Origin of the sequence: Microcystis panniformis FACHB-1757 (genome assembly GCF_001264245.1) — a bacterium.
Lineage (GTDB): Bacteria > Cyanobacteriota > Cyanobacteriia > Cyanobacteriales > Microcystaceae > Microcystis > Microcystis panniformis.
In genome coordinates, this window is sequence record NZ_CP011339.1 from 3,247,602 (window position 1) to 3,267,966 (window position 20,365).

A 20,365-nucleotide genomic window follows, 5' to 3' on the forward strand; every position below is an offset into this window, starting at 1 on the left:
AGCTAGAAAATAAAGTAGTGCCAATTGTTACTGAGTACGATGGTTTAATCAAAATCAGCCGAAATCCCTATTATGAGACTCGGCTCGGTTCCGCTTATTTGGGTAATAGCCTGACACTGATGGGGAAGTTGCCGGATGAGAGTGTCGATTTGATTTGTACTTCCCCACCTTTTGCCTTAGTAAGAAAAAAAGAATATGGCAATGTGGACGCTGATGATTATGTTGAATGGTTTAAAATATTTGCTGGTGAATTTTATCGTATTCTCAAGCCCAAAGGCTCCCTAGTTATAGATATTGGTGGTAGTTGGCTTAAAGGTTTTCCCGTACGTTCTCTGTATCATTTCGAGTTAGTTATAGAACTTTGTAAACCGAGATTAGCAGGTGGACTAGGTTTTTTTCTCGCCCAAGAACTTTTTTGGTATAATCCAGCCAAACTTCCTACCCCCGCAGAATGGGTGACAGTCAGGAGGGAACGCGTCAAGGATGCTGTCAATACCGTTTGGTGGTTATCGAAGGAGCCGCACCCGAAAGCAAACAACAAGAGAGTTTTACGGCCTTATAGCGAGGCAATGAAAAACCTGATTAAAAATGGCTATGAGGCAAAACTGCGTCCGTCAGGACATGATATTTCTACTAAATTTCAGAATGACCGAGGAGGAGCTATTCCCCCAAATATTATTACTGATTCTATTCAGGAAAGAGGCGCGTCTATAGGTAGTCCAGTCCTGGGAGAGTTCAACTGGATTTTAGAGAATGATTTAGGGCAGCCAGTAAATGTTATATCTGCTTCTAACACGGCATCTAATGATTACTATCAAAGAAGATGTAAGGAAGAAGGGGTGAAACCCCATCCTGCTAGATTTCCGCAAGCTTTACCCGAATTTGTTATTAGTCTCTGTACTGAGCCTGGTGATTTAGTTCTCGATCCTTTTGCTGGTTCAAACATGACAGGACGAGTCGCTGAAACCCTTGAGCGTCGTTGGTTAGCGTTTGAATTAAATGAAGATTATATGATAGCGTCGCAGTTTCGATTTGAACAAGATGCTCCTTTGGTCGTGGCTCCTATAAAGGATAGAAAAACTCTGAAAGCACGAGCCTTAGAACTGGCTAAGGATTGTTCTGACAAAAGCTTGACCATGGCTCCTCAAAAACCTTTTGTTCAGTTAGATTTGTTTCCTGCAAGCGATGATAGTATGACAGACAAAAAAATCATCAGATTTACCTACGGCGACCAGTTTTCTCCTAAGCAATTTCAAGTATCTGAATTAGTACAACTTTGTTCTGATTGTCTTCCTGATCGTCGGGTGCTTCAGGATGAGATTGCTAAACGTTATTATGCTGGCCATTCCAGCCAAAACGATCTACAGAAAGGAGAGAATCGTGGCAAACTTGCCATGAATACATTTCTTTCCCTTCGTGCTTATAAGTTGGTTGAATCAATTGATGGTGATGATTGGCAGTATCGACTCACGGATATCGCTAATGAAATATTAGACAATCAACAAGATACTGAGACAGTTTTCTCAATTTTTGCTCGCCATATTCTTGTTAACCTAACTGGAATGTCCCTAATAAAAGCGATAGAAGCAATTAATAGCAGGGGAGATAAACCCCAGCTAGAAATCATCGCTTACGAACTTCAAGAAATGGGGTATTCACTCTCGACCAATTGTACTTATGTTAGTACCATGAGACAATGGTTACAAGAAGCTAAAGTCCTGGAGAAAAGTTATGAGATTAACTGGGATCGAGTCTATGATCTATTGGAACTCGATCAAGACTATATTGACGAGCTTTATACTCTTAGTTCCGAACAAAAATATTTTTTACTGGCTATGCTTCAGATGGCGATTACTGAGCTAACCGAGTGGAATAAAATTACCAGATACGCCACCAGTGTTTATAAAATACGATTCCCCTCGAAATCTTTTGTTCAGGATATTATTCAACCTTTAGTAAAAGTCGGCTTAATTGCAACTGAGAAAACGACTGGTGGACGAGGAGCGAAACCTAATCTTGTCAAGCTTACCGAGAAATCACAGATGGAACTGTTATCTAGATTATTACAATCTATATCCGATATTACAGAAATCTCCCAAACCGAGCTAAATCGAAGTTTTGAAGATGTTGTTAATGACCTAGATAATCCCGACAAACATATTAAAGGTAAAGCTCTTGAACTGCTGGCGATTTGGATGATTCGTCTAACCAGTCTTAGATTCACAAAATGGCGGAAAAGAGACTATGAAACTGGACAGGGTGAAGTAGATGTTCTGGCAGCATCAGACCGCTTTGTTTATCATCGTTGGCAAATTCAGTGTAAAAATACAAAGCGAGTAGATGTAGAAGTATTAGCCAAAGAAGTTGGTATGACCTTCGTAACAGGGTCTGACGTAGTTATGATTGTGACTACTGGTGAATTTACTAGAGACGCTTTTCAGTATGCTTATCGAATGATGGAAGTATCGAGATACTATATGGTGTTGATACAAAAAGAAGACATTGATGCAATTAAACAAGATAGAACCAATATTATCAAAATTCTTGATCGTCGTGCAAGGCGTGTGTTCGCCAAGAAAGAGTTGGGCTTAACTGATGATACAATTGATGAGATAGAAATTGAAGATAATTCACTGGCAGAGTCATTGGAAGTCTCCGGAGAGGAATAAAATTCCAGAAAATATTCAGCTTGGCATCAGTTAACGATTTTTAAAAGCTTCGATCGCCGCCGGCAAAGTATAGCTATCTCACCATTGAGATAACTGCTGTAGCTACAGGTCGATCGCTAACTGTTTACTCTCATCTTAACCAAATTCTTAAATCTTACTGAAATCGTCTAAAACTGACTGAAAGTGTCGGCTAATTTATCAGCAATTCCCTCGATCCAAATTTCATCTTGTTTAGTATAACTGCGCGGCGCATTGGCGGCCAAAATTAACACCCCTTCCTTACCGATGGGTTGACAGATTAAGCCTTGGGTGTTTTCTGGCAAATAGTCAAACTCGATTTTAGCGGGATATAAATTTAAATTAACTAAATAAACGGCTTTACCGGTTTCTAAAACTCTTTTGATAATATTACTAACTTTAACTTCAGAATTCTGGCTTAAGATACCGCGACGTAATAAAACTTTTCCCTGATAATAAACGATCAGAGATTTTGTCACGGTGTTAGTTAAAAGTAAATGGGAAGCCCAAGCAAGCTCAATTTTAACCTGTTCTGGCAAATCTGGGGCAAATTCCAGACCTTCGCGCCCGATTAATTCCACAGCATCCGGTAAGCGGGGTTGAACTCTTTGCCAGATTAAACCCACCAAAATTAAAACCCCACTCAAAATCACTCCCATCACATCCGAACGCGCTTGCGATGGGGTTAAATCGGCAGTGGCAAAACGATTAAACATTAATACCGTACCCCCGACGATGCCGGCGAACAGGGGTAACAGTCTTAAAATACGATTGGGATCAGCTGGTGCCATAGCTGAGAACTATTCCTCGTCTAGTTCTAAAATCCGCTGGAAAAGATAGCCTGTACCTCTAGCGGTGAGAATTAACTCAGGATTGCTGGGATCATCCTCTAATTTGGCTCGTAAACGGGAAATATGCACATCTACCACCCGCGTATCCACATGACGTTCGGGGGTATAACCCCAAACTTCCTGAAGGATTTCCGAGCGGGAAAAAGCTTCTCCCGATCGACTGACCAATAATTCCAGTAAACTAAATTCCATACCAGTCAGACGGATGCGTTCATCCCCCTTATAAACTTGGCGTTTATTGGTATCGATTTTAATGGAACCAATATGAATCACACCGGAACTAGGAATCCCCGGAGCGCCATTTTTCTCTACCCGACGCAACACCGAACGAATCCGCGCCTCGAGTTCTTTGGGAGAAAAAGGTTTAACTACATAGTCATCCGCGCCCAATTCTAGCCCGGTAATTCGATCGGCCACATCGCCCAAAGCGGTTAACATAATGATAGGAATATCCGATTCTTTGCGGAGTTCCTGACAGACACCGTAACCGTCTAATTTCGGCATCATCACATCCAAAACCACTAAATCGGGTTCGGCGGTGCGGAAGGTTTCTAAAGCTTCCTCTCCGTCGGCGGCGGTGACGACTTCATAACCAATCATCGACAAACGAGTCTCTAAGATACGACGGATGCTGGCTTCATCATCAACAACGAGAATTTTTTCCTTTTGGTTCTCCAACTGAATTAACACTCCTTAGTTAAATAGTGTGATGAATTTTAAAGTTAAATAACGAGCGTTCCTGTTTATAGAATATCCTTTGGCCGTTATCATTAAGCCTAAATTTCCTATTTTATTTCTTTTATGACAATTATCAATAACTTTAGGGTCTTCCTTCCCCCCTATCATACTTAATTAAATTTGACAAGAGAATTGATCCTCAAACCGCTTTTCTTCAACTTTTCTTAAAAAACATGGCGAAATCGCGAACAATATATATCTGTAGCGCTTGTGGGGCGGAATCTCCCCAATGGTTGGGAAAATGCCCCAGTTGTGACACCTACGGGACGCTAGAAGAACAAGTGATGGCTGGTGGCAATAATCCGGCGGGAAATCGCCCAGGATGGCAAAATAGTCGCCCAAATAACGGCAAAGGACAACGCAACCCGCAACCGCGCATCTCGGTGCGCTTCTCGGAAATTACCCAGTATGAACAGGAACGTTTTCCCTCTGGTTACGGGGAATTCGATCGCGTTCTCGGTGGTGGCATTGTTCCCGGTTCTCTTGTACTAATCGGCGGCGATCCGGGTATCGGCAAATCGACGCTTTTACTGCAAGTTACCAACCAACTCGCCCAAAGATTACCGCGCATCCTCTACGTTTCCGCCGAAGAATCGGGACAACAGATTAAACTGCGGGCTGCCCGTTTGGGGGTGGGAGTGGTTCCCGTGGAGTCGGAAAATAACGGCAATGGCAAGGAGAACAAAGCCTCTGAATCAACCGCAGAACTCGATAATCATCTCTACGTTTTGCCAGAAACCGATTTAGAGGAAATTTTGCGGGAATTAGAATCTCTACGCCCACAGGTGGCGGTAATTGACAGTATTCAAACTCTTTATTTTGGCGCGTTAACTTCCGCACCGGGATCCGTCGCCCAAGTTCGCGAATGTACCTCCGCCTTGATGCAGGTAGCAAAACGGGAGAATATTACTTTATTAATTGTCGGTCATGTGACTAAAGAAGGGGCGATCGCAGGTCCGCGAGTTTTGGAACATTTGGTCGATACGGTGTTATATTTTGAAGGCGATCGCTATGCCTCCCATCGTCTCTTAAGATCCGTGAAAAACCGTTTTGGGGCAACCCATGAGATCGGTATTTTCGAGATGGTGGACCACGGTTTGGTGGAAGTGGAAAACCCCTCAGAATTATTTTTAGGCAATCGCGACGAATTTTCCCCAGGTACGGCGACGGTGGTAGCCTGTGAAGGTACACGCCCGATTGTGGTGGAGTTACAGGCATTAGTTAGCCCCACCAGCTATGCTTCCCCGCGAAGATCGACTACTGGCATAGAATACAACCGATTACAGCAAATTCTCGCCGTTTTAGAAAAGCGCGTCGGCATTCCTTTATCGAAATTAGATGCCTATGTTGCCTCCGCAGGAGGGTTGGGAGTGGAAGAACCGGCGGCGGATCTGGGAGTTGCGATCGCTGTTGTCGCTAGTTTTCGCGATCGAGTCGTGGATCCGCGCACAGTCTTAATCGGGGAAGTGGGATTAGGCGGACAAGTGCGCTTAGTGTCGCAAATGGAACTAAGATTAAAAGAAGCGGCTAAATTGGGCTTTAAACGGGCGATTGTCCCTAGAGGTCAAGTTTATCCCGAAGATGTGGGCTTAGAAATTGTTCCAGTCGGCAAGGTAATCGAGGCAATTGTCGCCGCAATCCCCCCCCAGCAGCGCTTTGGGGAAGATATAGAAGACGAGGAAGGGGAAGGGCAAGAATAACGGTACAATGCTAAAAAAGATTAAATTACTTGGGAGATTTTCACCATGTCTGTGTTAGCTGTTGCTGCTTTAGCGGGTTATCTGATCGTTTTTACCGGAATTGCCCTCGGTCTCTTTTTCGGTCTGCGCTCCGCTAAAATTATCTAGTATATAAACAGGAAAAAAGCTTTAGTGATCGGTTTAACTGGTCACTATTGCCAATTCTAGGGGAAATAAAAAATGACTGTTATTCTAGACTTAAAAACTCTCTACGAAATTGATGATTCTCTCTGGTTAGAAGAAACTATCGAACTGCTCAAGGCTAAAAATTTTGAAGCGCTAGACTTAGAAAACTTGCTCGAGGAGTTAGAAGACTTGGGGAACGAAAAAAGGTTTCGTGTTGCTAGTTTTTTACAGCAAATTATTAGACATTGTTTATTATTACAATTTTGGATAAGCGAGAGAGATTATAATCAGGCTCATTGGCAAGCAGAGATAGTTAGTTTTAAAGATCAACTAAAACGTTATTTAACCACAAATCTTCGTAAATATCTAGAACAGGAATTTGAGCAAATTTACTTTGAGTCCGTGCGATATGTTCGTCAAAAAACCGATAATAAAGTCAACTTTCCCGATACTTGTCCCTACAGTTTAGAAGAACTTCTCGATCCTAATTGGCTACCACCTTACGAATAAAGGAGACGATAATGACTGTTATTCCCGACTTAAAAACTCTCTACGAAATTGATGATTCTCTCTGGTTAGCAGAAACTATAGAACTGCTCAAGGCTAAAAATTTTGACGCTTTAGATTTAGACAATTTAATCGAGGAGTTAGAAGATTTGGGAAACGAAAAAAAGTTTCGTGTTGCCAGTTTATTAGAGCAAATTATTAGACATTGTTTATTATTACAATTGTGGACAGGTGAACGAGAATATAATCAGGATCACTGGGAGTTAGAAATAGTCAACTTTCAAATTCAGCTAAAAAGAGGCTTAACCACCAATCTCCGTAATTATTTACAAAATGAATTAACTAACATTTATGAAGATGCAGTTTTCTTTGTGCGGAAAAAGACAAAGAATAAAGTTATTTTACCTGATACTTGTCCCTACAGTTTAGAAGAACTTCTCGATCCCAATTGGCTACCACCATACGAATAAAGGAGATGATAATGACTGTTATTCCCGACTTAAAAACTCTCTACGAGATTGATGATTCCCTCTGGTTGGAAGAAACTATCGAACTCTTAAAAGCGAAGAGATTTGACGCTTTAGATTTAGATAATTTAATCGAGGAGTTAGAAGATTTGGGTAACGAAAAAAAGTTTCGGGTTGCTAGTTTTTTGCAGCAAATTATTCGTCATGCTTTGTTACTGCAATTTTGGACAGGGGAAAGAGAATATAATCAAAGTCATTGGGAATCAGAACTGGTAAATTTTCAAGATCAATTAAATACCTAAGTACCTAGGCAAAATTAATTACACATATCTAACCCCCCTTTGCCTCTTGCCTCTTGCCCTTTGCCTTTCTTCACTAGGAAATTTATTTTGCACGACTACTTACCTAACGGCAAGTTTACGGAAATATTTAGAACAAGAATTTGATAATATTTATTATAAGGCAATCCGTTATGTGAGAAAAAAGACAACAAATCAAGTTACTTTCCCTAATACTTGTCCCTACAGTTTAGAAGAACTTCTCGATCCTAATTGGCTACCACCTTACGAATAAAGGAGACGATAATGACTGTTATTCCCGACTTAAAAACTCTCTACGAGATTGACGATTCTCTCTGGTTAGAAGAAACCATTGAACTCTTGAAGAATAAAAAATATGAAGCTTTAGACTTAGAAAACTTAATCGAGGAGTTAGAAGACTTGGGAAACGAGAAGAAGTTTCGTGTTGCTAGTTTTTTACAGCAAATTATCAGACATTGTTTATTATTACAATTTTGGACAGTCAAGAGAAAATATAATCGTAGTCATTGGCGCTCAGAAATTGTCAATTTCAAAAACCAGATCGATACTTATTTAACTAATAATCTCCGTAATTATCTCACTCAAGAATTACCTCGTATTTACCAGAAAGCCTTAAATTATGTTAGAGAAAAAACCGATAATCAAGTTAGTTTTCCTGGGGAATGTCCCTACAGTTTAGAAAATCTCCTTGATCTCGATTGGTTCCCTCCGGAAAATGAATAAAGGAAAAAACGAAATGCTGAAAAAGTTTCTACGTTGGCTGATTATTGGGGGAACCTTATTTTTTGTTCTCAGTAACCTTAAAAATAACTGGGATAACGTCACCTCAGTTAGAATTGAAAATCATGGCTGGTTATTTCTTTTCTTGGCACTTGTAACCACAGTTATCGCTCAAATTTGGGCAGGATGGGTGTGGACATGGATACTCAAAAGCTATCAACAACCGATTAAAACCTCCACAGGAATTGGGATCTATATGATTACCAATTTAGGAAAATACCTACCCGGTAATATCGGACACTTTTATGCTCGCATTGTGGCAATTAATAAAGCAGGAAGTGATTGGGGAACCGCTAGTTTAAGCGTTTTATTAGAACTTTTATTACTGGTGTGTGCAGCCTTAGCCATAGCAGTTATTGGTAGTGGTTTAGGTTGGATGAAATCTAGCTCAAGTCTAGGGATACAGATATTAGTTTTAGGATTAATTTTAATCGGCATTCATCCCAAATTTTTAAATTATCCTCTCAAAATCCTTAGCCAAAAGAAAAAGATTGCTCAAGAACCTGTTTATCTAACTAAATATCCTCTCGTCCCTCTCTTGGGTGAAACTGGATTTTTATTGTGGCGCGGTGCGGGTTTTATTTTAGCTTGGATGGTGTTAAAAATGATCACACCCGCTCAGATTTTACCCCTCTTAGGAACCTTTAGTTTTGCCTGGTTATTGGGTTTAGTTGTCCCCGGAGCGCCGGGGGGATTAGGAGTTTTTGAAGCCACAGCGATCGCACTTTTAGACACAGAAAAATTTCCCGCCGCTAACGTACTTGTCACCGTTGCTATCTATCGTTTAATTAGCATTCTCTCCGAAGTCATTGCCGCCGGAATCGGGACAAAATTAGTTAAAGATAAAGCCAAGTTTTTTAGTTAGCTTAAGAATATTATTCGGGTGTGTTAGCCCAATGTAACGCACCCAGAAGAAAAGTTTTGATCATTGTTAAGCGAAGATAATTTTCTCAACTCCTATCTATCTCCTGACTTGAAAGAGGGTGTGGGGTGTGGGGTGTAGGGAAGGAAACCTCTTTCATCTGTGGGGGTGAAAAATTTTTCATCGGGACTGACTCCTAAATTCTGATGTAATATTAGGATCAATAATCAGCAAAAATATGGATACTCCCACCTAGAGAGGCCGAAAAAATGACGATTGCCAAAAGCGACGAAACTGCCACCTCTCCGGCACTGATAGAAGAAGATTTCGAGGACTTCTGGGAACCCCCCCACCCCCCACAGACTTAATTTTTGATGATGGTGAACCCTTGGAAAGCAACCGACACCGCATTGCCATGAATGTCCTGATTCGCTCCCTACAGCAGGGTTATGGCGAACGAGACGACTTCTACACTGGTGGCAATATGTTTATTTATTTCAGCCGCGAACAGGCGAAAAATCGCGATTTTCGCGGGCCAGATTTCTTTGCTGTCCTCAATGTCGATGGCACGAGAGAGCGACAGGGTTGGGTAATTTGGGAAGAAGAGGGACGTTATCCTGATGTTATCGTGGAATTAACCTCTCCTAGTACCGCTAAGACTGATAAAGTGCGAAAAAAGGCAATTTATGAGGGAACCTTCCGCACGCCGGATTATTTCATCTACGATCCTTTTGATGGCAATTCTTTACAAGGATGGCATTTAGGGGCCGACCAACGTTACCATTCTTTAGAACGAAACGAGCGCGGCTGGTTATGGTGCGAAACCTTAGGCTATTGGTTGGGAACTTGGGAGGGTACTATTGACCGAGAAACGGCAATCTGGGCCAGATTTTATGACTCGGAAGGCAATTTAATCCCCTTGCCAGAAGAAGCAGCACAGGAGCAAGCAGCTGCAGCACAGGAGCAAGCAGCTGCAGCACAGGAGCAAGCGGCCGCAGCACAGGAGCAAGCGGCCGCAGCACAGGAGCAATTAAATGCTACTCAGCAAGCTCTGGAAGCGGAAAGACAGCGTTCTCAACGGCTGGCGGCTCGTTTGCGAGAAATGGGGATAGACTTGTAGTACAAGTGTAACGAATGTTCGGGGTGGGGAGATGGGGAAATGACCTGATGGGGAGCTTTTTGCCTGACTGACGGGCAGATTTTCAACACAATCAGTGGTCGTGCCAAATTAATTTCCTCAACCTTGAGGAGAAATTCTGTCAACTTCGATCAAAAGCCGCGTAAATTCTGTATTTTCTCTGAAAGTCTTATACATAGCTTTTAAAATTGTGATCGTAGCGGTAGGCTAATTCAGATCAATTAAACTTCTTCCTCACTCCCGACTTTGTTAGTACCATGAAACCTAACTCTGGCCTTAAACGGTTATTATCCCTGATATCTGCCGTTTCTTGTAGTTCCCTCTTGATTTTATCCCCTCTAGCCCAGAGAGCGCAAGCAGACGATATTACGGATGCCCTAGAAGCGGTAATTGAATATACGGCTCAATTACACCAGATCAATTTTAAGTATTTGTTAAGCAATGGGCCGATAACCACTCCCTGCGGCGTAATTTCCCTAGCGGCTTTCTGCACTGTAGATAATACAGTCTATGTCAATCTCAAGCAAGTTACTGGTATTAGCGATAATCCTCTATTTCCCCTTTACGCCGTCGCTCATGAGGCCGCTCACGCTGTTCAGTGGAATCGGGGTATTGGTGGCATCGATGAAGGTGGAATGAGCATCGGCATTGAATTACAGGCCGATTGTCTAGCCGGAGATACCCTTTCCTGGTTATTTACCGAAGCGAGAGGTTTATCCAAACAGGATTATATAATAGCAGGAAAACTTCTAGCGGAAGCGGCCTCGGAAGTGGGCGATTTTGAAGCTCCTAATCGCTCCCACGGCACACCACAACAGCGAGGTGATTCGGTCCTGCAAGGATTCTACGGGGAAAATCATGAAGCCTGTATGCGTTAGCTAACACTCAAGGCTTTATTTCCCCTAGAATGCCTAAAAAAGCCTAAAAAACTACTGTAACCCTAACCAAGATAGCAGACCTTGGCCAGTTAGATACTCAATCAACAGGGTGATCACAAAACCAATCATAGCGGCTCTACCGTTGAGGCGCTCGGCATAGTCATTAAAACCAAATTTGGGATCTTCTAATTTGGGGGTTTGAGTCGGTTGTGGTTCAGTCATGATCTTTACAGTCCGTTTACATTTCTTTACTATTCTAGCGGAGTTAGAAGTTAGGTTGTAACTAATTTCTAACTCCTCTCTATTTGCCCTAATCTCGACCGTTAAGAGCGATTAAAAGGCGCAGAATAAAGATAAATAGGTTGATATAGGTCAAATACATCGATAAAGCAGCACTAAGATACTGTTCATCTCTGTAGGTACGGGGCAAGATGTAAAAGTCCACCACTGCCGAACCAGCAAACAAGAAAACCCCGATGCCAGAAATAGCAATTTCTAACCAGGTGGGAGTAGCACCACCAAAGATAGAGAAAATTAGCTGACCAATGAGAACAATAAAGAGAGCGAGAATACCGATGCTAACGGTTTGAGTCAGGGCTAAACCATCTTTTTCCGACAGATTAGAGCCGATATTCCGTCCCAACACAAAAGCAATGCCGCAACCGAGGGCAGCAATTGCTACTCCTCGCAAACCGACACCGGAAGTACCTAAGGCCACATAGACGATTCCACTGAGAGTATAGCCAGAAAGAAGACTATAGAGAGTCAGCAGGGGCAGAGCAGTGCCTGTATTGCCTCTTTCCGCAGTATTACGGGCGACAAAAAATAAAATAATCTCGGCAACCAGGGCGACAAAGAAAGTCGGGAAGAAAATCTGGGGATAGGATTGGATCACACCTAAACCGCCATAGGTTCCCACCGCAGTCAAAATTAGACCGCCACCGAGATAGGGCAGGGCCTTGGGGATAACATTGGGGCCGATAAGTGCTTGGCTTTTAGCCTCGCGTAAAGCTTGGCGAAAATTACTGGTATTACTCATGGTGACTAGGTTCGAGATACTTGTCTCAATCAATCTTGTTAAACAGAAACTATTCTTGATTAGTTCGTCAAGAATGGCAAATCGGAGGGAAGAAAAAAAGGTAAATTTTTCCCCCGGCATCGATTCCCTCTTGATTGTAACGAAAAGACTAGGGATCGAGCTAAGTAGGTAGGTGTTAAAAATTGTCAGATACCCCCTTATCAAGGCGGGATCGGCACCCCCCTTATCAAGGGGGGATTAAGGGGGATCGAACCGAAAATCCATTTTCACCCCCCTTGACCGCTCAAGTTACCTTAAACAGAAGCCCAATTCAAGGCGATTATGTCCCATAAACTGGATATTTCCTGTTTTTATTAACTACAATCTTCAGAGTATCCCCTGACCTAAAGCCAAACCTGTCACCAACATTCCTAACACTAGAAAAGGCTGGGCGCTGGCTTGATATTTGACATCATTTTTGAGCGGATCCCGCAAAAAATACATATCTTGGAAAGTGATCTGAGGGATAATTAATAACAGTAAAATAGCGGCATAAAGATTCTGATGAATACTAATCAGATAGCCAGCAATTCCTGCTTGAAAAACATCGATCATAATCACACAAATCCAAGCTGCGGTGGTAATTCCGAACATAACTGGCAAGGATTTTAAGCCTAATTTTTCGTCACCCTCCACACTTTTAAAGTCGTTGACCACAGCAATGCCTAAACCCGCCAGACTATAGATGAGGGTTAGGATCATAATTGTCCAATTTAACTGACCAAAAAGGGCGTGACCTGCCCACCAAGGTAAGGCTATATAACTAGCACCGAGGGCATAATTTCCTAGCCAACCATTTTGTTTTAATTTTAAAGGCGGCGCTGAATAAATATAGGCAATAAAAGAACCAAATAGGGTTAAACAGAGCATGAGCGGGAAATCATGACCGGCCCAGCGATCAAGAAGATAAGATATTCCTAACCCAGCTGCTAATAAAACCAAAATCTGACCGACCACTTGGGGAATAGAAATTGCCCCCGAAGGAATCGGACGATAGGGTTCATTAATTGCATCAATTTCTCGATCATAAAAATCATTTAAAGTTTGGGTATAACCAGTCATCAATGGACCAGAAAGTAACATACAGGTGGCCGCTTTTAAGACATCTTCTAAAGACCAAGTATAATTCCCCGATGAAGCCGCCCACAGACAACCCCCCAAATTAGAGGAATCCAAGTGATCGGCTTCATCAATTGTAAGCGGATTTTCCAGAGGGAAGTTTCTGCCGATGAGGCCCCTTTCATGCCCAATAATTGGCGAGTTTTTGCGCCTCGATTATCCTTGTTTTCTATCTCGGTGTTCGACATAATCCCTTAAAAAGAAATAATTAAGTAACCGTCTTGGAATTTGGCCCCTTTTACCGCTCGTCCGGTTAGAGGCGGTGGTACATCAATATTACGCCGTTGATCCCCGGCTTCGATGGTTAATTCTGGACCCGATTGCGTCAGTTTTACCTGTTTTTTCTCGAATCCGGGTAAATAAACCTTTACCTGACCGGCTGCCGTATCGATTATTAACGGTTTGGGCGGCTGCACCGTGAGAAAATTGGGTAACTCGGCGATTAATTCCTGCCAATCTTCTCCTTGACGGTCGGGTAAAATCGCAGCCGGCAGCGGGGCAAAATCCTCCGTAGCACTCTGACAGCGATTAAAAATCACTCCCCCCACATTTAAACCGATTTGCTGCGCCCCACCCCAAAGATATTTGGCATCTGCGATCGCAATTGGATCATCATTGGTGACTAGATAGGCTAAAACTCGCCGAGGATCGGCTAAAGCGGAACGTCCCTCGTCTAGAATGTTATTATCGACCTTCTTCCCTAAACCGTCGGGATTAAAGGAGAAATTCAGCACGGCGGCGGCGATTGGTTGCAAAAAGGGAGAAAGGGTGCGACCAATCTCAGAATCGCTGAAAACCTGCCGGAAACGCCGTGAATACCAGCTGCCCACCTCTGGAATCCCTAACATTCGCAGACTGTTTATATCTCCGCTGCCGTCGTAGATGATGACATCGTAATTTCCGCTTTTATCCTGTTCCCGCAGGAAATTTAAGGCTAGAGCTTGGTCTATTCCGGGTAAAACGCCCAACTCTTGACCATAAACATTTTTCAAGGTGGGAGAACGCAAATACTGCTTTTCCAATTCCTTGACTTCTTCCCAACTTTTTTCTAGTAACTGGGTACTACTAAGCTGGACAACCGAGAGATTAGGGGCAATTTCCGTAATAGAGGAGCTAGGCGAGGCCTTGAGGAGTAATCCCCAAGCGGGACCAGAATCTTGCCCGATCAAGAGAACTTTTGACCCCAGACCAGCCATTTTCTTTGCCGAAGCGATCGCTATTGTACTGCGACCGCTGCCCCCCTTGCCCAAAAAGGTCAAAATTAAGGACATAATTAATTCCTAAGCGTTATATTTAGATGAGTTTGAGTTCATCCTCAAAAAACCAAGTAGCGGTCTTATCATCGAACTGGACAACAGCACCAACACCGCTGCCATCGGTCATCTTAAAATTTTTGATGACACCCACTTTACCCAATTTACCCGCTACGTCCGAGTTAACGCGGTCTCTTAAGCGACAGACCTTGACTTTTTGCCCGATTTCCATTACTTCCACAGTTTTAATAAGACGATAATTCAATAAACCAATCCTAAGTTTAATATAAATTCGTGTCAGATAAACCCCCAATGATCTTCGGTCATTAGTCTTTCTAAGATCATCTGCACTTAGCGATCATATATACTAGGACATTGAACAAAATCAACTTCTTGCTTAGGATAGGCAATAGGCAATAGGCAATAGGCAGTTAGATAAGTAGCTGGTTATAATTGAATTAAAAATGGATTTTAGGTTCGATCCCCCCTGCCCCCCTTATCAAGGCTATCCATTAGTCGGATCTTTCTTAACAAAAAGAGAAGAAACTTAAAAAAAGGGGAAACGATTGATAGGTATAGTTTTGAAAGAAGGAATTAAGGTGGAGGTAAGCAAAAAAAATGGAGAAATGGGCAGCCCAAGAATTACAGTATGCAGACCTAGGGGACACCAGAAGAAAGAAAAGGTTAATCAGTATCGTAGAAAACTTGGCCAGCCAACCTAGTACAAGTGTGCCATAAGCTTCGGGAAATCTAGCCGCAGCGAGTGCCACCTACGACTTTTGGAATTCCCCCTATTTTCACCCATCAGATATAATTGCCGCCCAAGCCAAAAGTACAGTAGAAAGAATCAAAGAACATCCAATAGTTTTGGCAGTGCAAGACACAACAAGTTTAGACTTTACGACGCAAAAAGCCAAAAAAGGAATGGGTTATCTAGATTGTAAAACATCCTTTGGACTCAAAGTTCATACCACCTTAGGAGTCTCACCGCAAGGAATACCTTTAGGACTGATTAATCAATATGTTTGGGCAAGAGAAGAAAATAATTTAGGGATTGCCAAGCAGCGAAAAAAAAGAGAAACCCAAGAAAAAGAAAGTCAAAGATGGTTAGATTCTTTGTCAGAAACACAACAACAAATACCCGAAGATATTCAAGTAGTAACAATCGGAGATTGTGAGGCAGACATATTTGATTTATTTGCCCAATCAAGAAGTCCTAACTCTCATTTAAGTACCTAAGCAAAATTAATTACACATTTCGATAAAGCTTTTGCCTCTTGCCTATTGCCTCTTGCCTGTCTTCACTAGGAAATTTATTTTGCATGACTACTTATTAATCCGAGGAACTCATAACCGAAAAGTTAACTATCTCGAAGACAAGCAAAAGTCAGGGCATCCAGAGCCTAAATATTTACATCAATCCATCAGAGAAGTTAAAGCCTGTGGTAGCCTAGATGTGCAAGTAAAACGCAATCCTAATCACGAGGCTAGACTAGCTAAACTAACAGTTAGATTTGCCAGTTTTGAAATACAAGTACCTAGCCATCACTCCAAGGCGACCCCTCGTCAACCGGTCAAATTACAGGTAATTTTAGCTGAAGAAGAAAATCCTCATAGCGGAGTTAATCCTATCAGTTGGCTCCTCTTAACTAGCCTAGACATTAGTAGCTTTGAATCGGCGATAACCTGTGTGCGCTGGTATAGTTATCGCTGGTTGATAGAACGCTATCATTTTGTTTTAAAAAGTGGTTGTGGATTAGAAAAACTGCAATTAGAAACGGGTAGGAGAATTGAGATGGCCTTAGCTACCTATTCAATTGTAGCTTGGAGATTACTCTGGTTAACCTATCAAGCACGCTTACACGGAGAGGAGAGTTGTGAAAGTTTTTTGGAAGAACATGAATGGCAATCTTTGTGTGCCACTATTCATAAAAAGGGTCCGCCACCTGAAAAGCCGCCCTCCTTTAGGGAAGCAGTCAGAATGATTGCTTCTCTTGGGGGGTTTTTAGGTAGAAAAGGTGACGGTGAACCAGGTGTTAAAACTATTTGGTTGGGACTGCGAAGGTAACATGATATCAGCCAGACTTGGAAACTATCTCATCAAATTGGTCCCCCTATAGAACCCCCTTGAGCCATATTGCACACTTTTCTCTTTTTGTCAAATTTTATGTTAAGAAAGATGTGACTAATGGATAGCTTGATAAGGGGGGTGCCGATAGGCGGGGGATCTACCCTTGATAAGGGGGGTGCCGATAGGCGGGGGGATCTACCCTTGATAAGGGGGGTGCCGATAGGCGGGGGGATCTACCCTTAATAAGGGGGGCATCTGAAAGTTTTCAATACCTACCTATGTGCGATTAATTGTGTCTAGCTACTCAAAAAAGGGGTTTTATTTGGTTTCTGGGGCAGGATTTTGCAGATTTTCTATTTGTTCCCTTTGCTTGCGTTTAAACTCCTCGGCCGCGTCGTTGATATTATTGAGGGTGTCTTCCTGAAATTCCGATCCGTCCCGGCTACGGCGAAAATTACTATTATGAATCAAGTCTAGAGGATTAAAACCACCGAGACTATCCCTGCCATCGGAACTACGTTCATTTTTTTGATAATCCGGCTGACTGGGGTTCAAGCTTTGAGCTAACACTTGCGGATTAAAATCAGTCCCGACTAATAAAATAGTAGCTAGAAATAAAGACGATTTGATCAACATTTTTTGAGTATTCATAATCTAACTAACTCCTCAGAAAATTATCTTGTTTTTGGTCGTGAGAAATTTACAAGCTTTTCAGTGAACAGTAAACTAATAACTGGTAACTGATAACTGATAACTGGTAACTGATAACTGATAACTGGTAACTGGTAACTGATTTAAGCAAAACGACGACGAAGTAAGGGCTGAATTGCTAAAAGGATTAGCAGATCAAAAGCTAAGAGCAAGGCTAAAACTGTCAAGAAAGTGAGGTCAAGCCAAGGGGTTTGTAAGACTATGCTATCAAAAGACCAGTGCTGATTGAAATAAATATAACGGATCGGTTCGATCGCATAGGTGAGAGGGTTGAGACTAGCGATTACTTTTAACCAATCTGCCATAAAGTTTAAGGGAGCGAGGGCGGTACTGGCAAATAAAAGCGGTAAATTGGTGACGAAAATGACGGCGATTAATTCGATATGTCCGGGGAGAGCAAAGGTTAAACTGAGACTTAAGGCAGTCATCCCCAAAACGATTAGGAACACAATCAAAGCGATCGCACCTAATCCGGCTAAACTAGGCCATCCAGCCCCTAAAAAGGCACTAGCGGCCACGATCGAGGCGGTTTGGATGAAACTGAGGGCGATAATATAGATGGTAGAAGCGGCCACGATCGAGTAACGAGTGGTTAAAGGTGCTACCAAGAGACGGTTAAGAAAGCCAAATTCTCGATCGAACATTACCGGCAAACCGGCATTTAAGGCCCCGGAAAAAGCGGTAAAGACAATCACTCCGGGGGCGAGAAATTTAGCATAACTGAGATCGTTGCCGAATAGACCCTGGGGGGCATTATAAAATAAAGCTCCAAATAAAATCAGCCACATAAATGGCTGAATTACCCCCGCGATTAGGGTTGAAGGACGACGTTGTAATTGGATGAACAGACGTTTAGTCATGGCCAGAGTTTCTTGCAGAAATTCCCCTAGCACATTTCCCCCATCGTCCACCGTTGCTGCTCTAGTGGGATTGGGGGCTAAACTAGCTTTTAAGGAAGAAGGTGTGATGGTTTGGCTCATGAAATATTTACCTCTAATGCAGTCTTAACGGGTAATTTAGATAGTCAACAGTTTATCAGTGATCAGATGGCTCTCTTGGGGTTCCGGTGAGGGGCAAATCCTCTCGAAAAAAAGGCTTACACTCTACCACTTCTCCACTATACAAGGGGCGTAAGCCCTGGGGGAGAGGAATATCAATTTTTATTAAATTGTAGCTTTTGATACAACGCGGGGGTGGGAAGTGTGTATCCTAGAAGAGTGAATGAAGAGGTGTAAGAAGCCCAGATGATAAAAATACGACAACTCGGCATTGTATCCGGAGTCGCTCTTGCGGCTTTGGTGACGGCTGGTGCAGCACAAGCCGCTTGCTTTGGTGGTAGTCCCTCAATCTGCTTGAATCTGAATCTTGAATCTTCAGCAAGCCTGCTCTCCAACAATTCGGCTTTAACAACCGCAAGATTCGGCTTCTCACGTACGATCACTTGGAAGGCGATCGATTCTACTGCTACAGTCGCTGCCCGGAAGGCGATTGTAGGTCGCCCTAAAATGCCAGGGTGACTGACAGTGCCTTCGCATCCAGTCAGTGTTCCAGAATCCACGCCCAGCTTTTTTGTTTGTATCACACTTAGCGGTTTAGTGCTAGGGAGTGCTGTTAGGCTTACTGGGGGCGGCACCGACACTTAAGCGCCATAGAAAACGCGTTTCTCAAAGAAACCCGTTTTCTAGAATACAGGTTTCCTCTCTCTTTTTTTGGTTTTTCGATACCTTGGAGAAGTCAGACCTTACACTTCATACTTCATCGGGGTTAATTCCAAGCGCTCTGAGCCTTTCAGCCAGCCGGATGGCTTTTTGTTCAGCCTCTTGTTTCGCCAAGCGTTCTTGAGCAGCGATCGCCTCAGCCTCTTGTTTCGCCAGCCGTTCTTGAGCAGCGATCGCCTCTGCGTTCATCGCTCTTTCCTCAGCCGTTAGATAGCGATTTCCCGACTGGTCATACCAGTATAACCATTCCCGATACCAGGCAATATGTTCTCCTTTTTCGTAAGTACCTAGGCAAAATTATTTACACATGACGATCATTGCCCCGTAAGGGTTTTAGCTCGATCGGGTAGGTAATTAATTTTGCATGACTACTTAACCCAGCGCCAAGCCAATTTCTGGCAACCAAACTCGATTATTCTCACTCTCTAGAAGTTGATATTTTCCTGAGATTAATTTATATACTTCTAATCTTTGTCGGTTTTTAAATCTTCCTCTTCTGCCACTGAAAGGATTGTAGATTACATAATACAGAATCCCCAGGCTTTGGTAATTTAGAAATTTCTCCTCATACTCACTGTTATATTTCTCGGAAATTACCTCTAAAAACAAAATCGGCAAGATATACTTTTCTCCCCACAAAATATAGCTTAACCGACCTCTTTCTCCCGTATCATGGTTGACTCCAACTGCTAAGAAACCATCGGGGACAAAAGCTGGTTCGTCTGGATTATAATAAACAGCCATATCTACCCCAAAATACCAATCATCTCGACCAGACCAAATTAAGGCTAATAAATTTAGCAGTAGGTTGGGAAGATCATTCTGTAACTGATTGTCCACTGGAGTTTCATCGGAAGAGGGCAATTCTTCGGCGCTAGGAAGAGGTCGATTTTTGTTATAGGTGAGGTTAACCATAGCTCCTACAAGCGTGGTGTTTAATTACTGCCAATTCTAACAGAAAATTACGGTTTTAGATTTCGTTGTTTTTGTGCAGTTTCTCAAAGCACTTCATCAAAACTCGGCTCAAGGCTTTCTTTAATGTCATCAACCTGATTAATTTCGGCTCTTCGGGACTTGGTATGGTTCGATAGGGGGGCATAAATCGACTAAATCCTTATCTGGTAAGGGATTTAATTGATTAGTTCACTCTAGATCGCAAACAATTGACAAAAATTGCGGTAATGTCTTTCTCTATAAGGGTTTCATTCCTTATAACCCCGTCCATTGCATAAGACAAACCGAAGAACCTTAATTTCTTGGTTAGGAGAGGCACTCAGGCACTCATGCAAGAGTCAAAGGGGAGAATAAATCAGGGGTGCTGT

The 20,365-nt window shown here is 42.6% G+C and carries 17 protein-coding genes and 7 pseudogenes; 13 read left to right on the top strand and 11 right to left on the bottom strand.

What is annotated here, in order from left to right:
* Nucleotides 1–17 precede the first annotated feature (17 nt).
* Nucleotides 18–2,669, top strand: a complete 2,652-nt coding sequence (locus VL20_RS15705; protein ID WP_052277037.1) for a DNA methyltransferase — start codon at nt 18–20, stop codon at nt 2,667–2,669.
* Between the two features lie 167 nt (nt 2,670–2,836).
* Here the strand turns inward: VL20_RS15705 and VL20_RS15710 are convergent, their stop codons facing one another.
* Nucleotides 2,837–3,478 (bottom strand): cofactor assembly of complex C subunit B, encoded by a 642-nt coding sequence (locus VL20_RS15710; protein ID WP_052277038.1) that lies wholly within the window; start codon nt 3,476–3,478, stop codon nt 2,837–2,839.
* A 9-nt stretch (nt 3,479–3,487) separates the two neighbouring features.
* Nucleotides 3,488–4,216 (bottom strand): response regulator transcription factor RpaB, encoded by a 729-nt coding sequence (gene rpaB / locus VL20_RS15715; RefSeq protein WP_002734727.1) that lies wholly within the window; start codon nt 4,214–4,216, stop codon nt 3,488–3,490.
* Between the two features lie 233 nt (nt 4,217–4,449).
* Between rpaB and radA the strand changes: the two genes are divergently transcribed.
* The 10 genes and pseudogenes from radA to VL20_RS15760 all read left to right on the top strand — a co-directional run bounded on the left by radA (nt 4,450) and on the right by VL20_RS15760 (nt 11,093).
* The gene (gene radA / locus VL20_RS15720) at nt 4,450–5,976 is read left to right on the top strand and encodes a DNA repair protein RadA (protein ID WP_052277039.1); all 1,527 of its coding nucleotides are present in this window, start codon (nt 4,450–4,452) and stop codon (nt 5,974–5,976) included.
* A gap of 45 nt (nt 5,977–6,021) precedes the next feature.
* A complete protein-coding gene (gene petL / locus VL20_RS15725) occupies nt 6,022–6,123 on the top strand; it encodes a cytochrome b6-f complex subunit PetL (RefSeq protein ID WP_002752397.1) in 102 nt (33 codons plus the stop codon).
* 72 nt (nt 6,124–6,195) lie between these two features.
* Nucleotides 6,196–6,651, top strand: coding sequence for a DUF29 domain-containing protein (locus VL20_RS15730; protein WP_052277040.1), 456 nt, complete (start codon nt 6,196–6,198; stop codon nt 6,649–6,651).
* A gap of 11 nt (nt 6,652–6,662) precedes the next feature.
* A complete protein-coding gene (locus VL20_RS15735) occupies nt 6,663–7,118 on the top strand; it encodes a DUF29 domain-containing protein (RefSeq protein ID WP_052277041.1) in 456 nt (151 codons plus the stop codon).
* Nucleotides 7,119–7,129: 11 nt separating this feature from the next.
* Nucleotides 7,130–7,411: pseudogene (locus tag VL20_RS15740) on the top strand (DUF29 domain-containing protein); the annotation flags it as partial.
* A gap of 103 nt (nt 7,412–7,514) precedes the next feature.
* Nucleotides 7,515–7,688 (top strand): annotated as a pseudogene (locus VL20_RS29010) (DUF29 family protein); the annotation flags it as partial.
* A gap of 11 nt (nt 7,689–7,699) precedes the next feature.
* Nucleotides 7,700–8,158: a DUF29 domain-containing protein gene (locus VL20_RS15745; RefSeq protein WP_052277042.1), complete on the top strand. Its 459-nt coding sequence runs from the start codon at nt 7,700–7,702 to the stop codon at nt 8,156–8,158.
* A complete protein-coding gene (locus tag VL20_RS15750; protein WP_002789021.1) occupies nt 8,151–9,080 on the top strand; it encodes a lysylphosphatidylglycerol synthase transmembrane domain-containing protein in 930 nt (309 codons plus the stop codon). The genes VL20_RS15745 and VL20_RS15750 overlap by 8 nt, the downstream gene beginning before the upstream one ends.
* Nucleotides 9,081–9,346: 266 nt before the next feature.
* Nucleotides 9,347–10,197: pseudogene (locus VL20_RS15755) on the top strand (Uma2 family endonuclease).
* A gap of 275 nt (nt 10,198–10,472) precedes the next feature.
* On the top strand, nt 10,473–11,093 hold the full coding sequence (locus VL20_RS15760) for a metalloprotease (protein ID WP_052277043.1): 621 nt from the start codon (nt 10,473–10,475) through the stop codon (nt 11,091–11,093).
* 51 nt (nt 11,094–11,144) lie between these two features.
* Here the strand turns inward: VL20_RS15760 and VL20_RS31790 are convergent, their stop codons facing one another.
* The 5 genes and pseudogenes from VL20_RS31790 to petP all read right to left on the bottom strand — a co-directional run bounded on the left by VL20_RS31790 (nt 11,145) and on the right by petP (nt 14,775).
* Nucleotides 11,145–11,315 carry a high light inducible protein gene (locus VL20_RS31790; protein WP_002742489.1) on the bottom strand — a complete coding sequence of 57 codons (171 nt, stop codon included), beginning with the start codon at nt 11,313–11,315 and terminating at the stop codon, nt 11,145–11,147.
* Nucleotides 11,316–11,403: 88 nt separating this feature from the next.
* Nucleotides 11,404–12,132 carry a Bax inhibitor-1/YccA family protein gene (locus VL20_RS15765; RefSeq protein WP_043996014.1) on the bottom strand — a complete coding sequence of 243 codons (729 nt, stop codon included), beginning with the start codon at nt 12,130–12,132 and terminating at the stop codon, nt 11,404–11,406.
* Between the two features lie 366 nt (nt 12,133–12,498).
* Nucleotides 12,499–13,478, bottom strand: a pseudogene (chlG, locus tag VL20_RS15770) (chlorophyll synthase ChlG).
* A 6-nt stretch (nt 13,479–13,484) separates the two neighbouring features.
* On the bottom strand, nt 13,485–14,561 hold the full coding sequence (locus VL20_RS15775) for a Get3/ArsA fold putative tail anchor-mediating ATPase NosAFP (protein WP_052277044.1): 1,077 nt from the start codon (nt 14,559–14,561) through the stop codon (nt 13,485–13,487).
* A 22-nt stretch (nt 14,562–14,583) separates the two neighbouring features.
* Complete coding sequence (petP, locus tag VL20_RS15780; protein WP_002742483.1) at nt 14,584–14,775, bottom strand: cytochrome b6f subunit PetP; 192 nt, start codon at nt 14,773–14,775, stop codon at nt 14,584–14,586.
* 386 nt (nt 14,776–15,161) lie between these two features.
* Here petP and VL20_RS15785 point away from each other — a divergent pair.
* Both VL20_RS15785 and VL20_RS15790 read left to right on the top strand, forming a co-directional pair.
* Nucleotides 15,162–15,773, top strand: a pseudogene (locus VL20_RS15785) (IS4 family transposase); the annotation flags it as partial.
* A gap of 103 nt (nt 15,774–15,876) precedes the next feature.
* Nucleotides 15,877–16,674: pseudogene (locus VL20_RS15790) on the top strand (IS4 family transposase); the annotation flags it as partial.
* A 258-nt stretch (nt 16,675–16,932) separates the two neighbouring features.
* On the opposite strand, the gene VL20_RS15795 reads toward VL20_RS15790, so the two are convergent.
* From VL20_RS15795 to VL20_RS15810, 4 genes and pseudogenes are all read right to left on the bottom strand, one after another.
* Nucleotides 16,933–17,265, bottom strand: a complete 333-nt coding sequence (locus VL20_RS15795; protein ID WP_052277045.1) for a hypothetical protein — start codon at nt 17,263–17,265, stop codon at nt 16,933–16,935.
* Nucleotides 17,266–17,408: 143 nt separating this feature from the next.
* Entirely contained in the window at nt 17,409–18,305 is an 897-nt protein-coding gene (locus tag VL20_RS15800; protein ID WP_052277046.1) for an ABC transporter permease, read from the bottom strand.
* A gap of 173 nt (nt 18,306–18,478) precedes the next feature.
* Nucleotides 18,479–18,907, bottom strand: coding sequence for a hypothetical protein (locus VL20_RS31220; protein ID WP_158499356.1), 429 nt, complete (start codon nt 18,905–18,907; stop codon nt 18,479–18,481).
* Between the two features lie 166 nt (nt 18,908–19,073).
* Nucleotides 19,074–19,958 (bottom strand): annotated as a pseudogene (locus VL20_RS15810) (Uma2 family endonuclease).
* Nucleotides 19,959–20,365 lie beyond the last annotated feature (407 nt).